At 42.3% G+C, this 1,624-nt stretch carries 1 protein-coding gene; it reads right to left on the reverse strand.

The window, feature by feature from the left end:
- Positions 1 to 444: 444 nt before the first annotated feature.
- A protein-coding gene (locus BCT81_RS27140) for an IS3 family transposase (protein ID WP_102426477.1) occupies positions 445 to 1,595 on the reverse strand; the annotation gives its coding sequence in 2 pieces (ribosomal slippage) (positions 445 to 1,352 and positions 1,352 to 1,595; 1,152 coding nt in all).
- Positions 1,596 to 1,624 lie beyond the last annotated feature (29 nt).

The following is a 1,624-nucleotide window of genomic DNA, read 5'->3' on the forward strand; positions in this document are numbered from 1 at the left end:
AATCTAATGTAATACCTGGATGGGATTCGGAAAAAATCCGTTTAAAAAGCGTAGAGACTCGCTGTTATTTTTAGGCTAAATAGTTTGGTAACCAGACTCGATGAGTTTGTCGCGTTTTAAAATTGAAGTGGTTATGTGGCTCTCACAAACTCTCATCGCACTTGTTGAGTTAGGCTTTTTCGCACAGTGAGTGTTTTTCGTTTGAAAGCGGTATTGTCTGTCGTTTAGCTGTGATTTCAGCTTTGTCATTAGCCGTTTGCTATAGTGTCAAGGCGAAATCGGTTTGTGAAGTAAGTCTTAACAAACTGCTCAAACGGATAAATAAACGCGTAGCATTGTCGGGATGGTTGGCTGAGGTGTTTAAGGTATGAGCTTTAAGTTTTAAGTGGTGGGATTATTTGCCGCTTAGCAGAGTGATCTGCTCCAGTCAGACTGGACACTTAACTAAGCGACATTTTGTTTTTCAAAGTTCATTGGGCTTAGGTACCCAAGAGCACTGTGCCTTCTCGTTCGATTATAATCAACCTTAATGTACTCGAAGATCGTTTGACGCATCTGCTCTCTCGTCATGATCGGTTCATATTGGATTGCTTCTACTTTCATAGAATGAAAGAAGCTCTCAACACAAGCATTATCCCAGCAATTTCCTTTCCTACTCATACTTTGCCTTAGATTATAATTACTTATGAGGTCTCGATAGTCTTTCGAACAGTACTGACTACCTCGATCGCTATGAGTAATAACCTGCTCAGGGAAACCTCGGCGAAATAAAGCCATTGATAAGGCATCGCAGACCAGTGAGGCCGTCATTCTCGTATTCATTGACCAACCAATAACTTGTCTTGAATAGAGGTCAATAATGACAGCTAAGTACAGCCAGCCTTCGCTTGTGGCAACATAGGTGATGTCTCCTGCCCATTTTTGATTTGGAGCCGTTGCGTTAAAATCTTGAGCGAGCAAGTTCGGAGCAACGGGCATTTTATGTTTACTGTCTGTTGTACACTTAAACTTGCGTGCTGCTTTCGCTACTAAATCCTGACGTTTCATACTGGCGGCAATGGTCTTAACATTATGGTTATCACCGCTCTCTGCCAGTTCTTTCTGAATACGTCTTGAGCCATCTCGTTCTTTGCTAACGTCAAAGGCTTCTTTTACTTTGATATCAAGCTTTTGGCGCTCTGTCTCACGTTGAATCGCCTTGTGGCGATTCTCAACCCAATAATAAAACCCACTTCGAGAAACTCTGAACACCTTAGCCATACGGGAAATACTGAAACTCAGCAGGTGTTCGAGCATAAATTCATAGCAATTTACTTTAGATTTTTCGCGAAGTAGGTGGCGGCCTTTTTTACGATTTCTAGCTCTTCTGCTTGCTCTGCCAACTGCCTCTTTAGCTTAGCTACTTCAACGGCCAATTCTTGTTCTCGTTGGCTAATATTAGAATTCTTCTTTGTGGCTTTTCGCCAACCGTAGATCTGAGATTCATGTAATGAGAGCTGTCTTGCGGCTGCAGCGACTCCCACTTTCTCCGCCAGCTTCAGGGTTTCTGCTTTAAATTCAGGAGAATGGATAATACGTTTCTTCTTGCTTGTCATGGTTCACCTCATTAGTGATTGTACTCACT

This window comes from Vibrio sp. 10N.261.52.A1, from assembly GCF_002876325.1.
In the GTDB taxonomy this organism is placed as follows: Bacteria; Pseudomonadota; Gammaproteobacteria; order Enterobacterales; family Vibrionaceae; genus Vibrio; species Vibrio chagasii.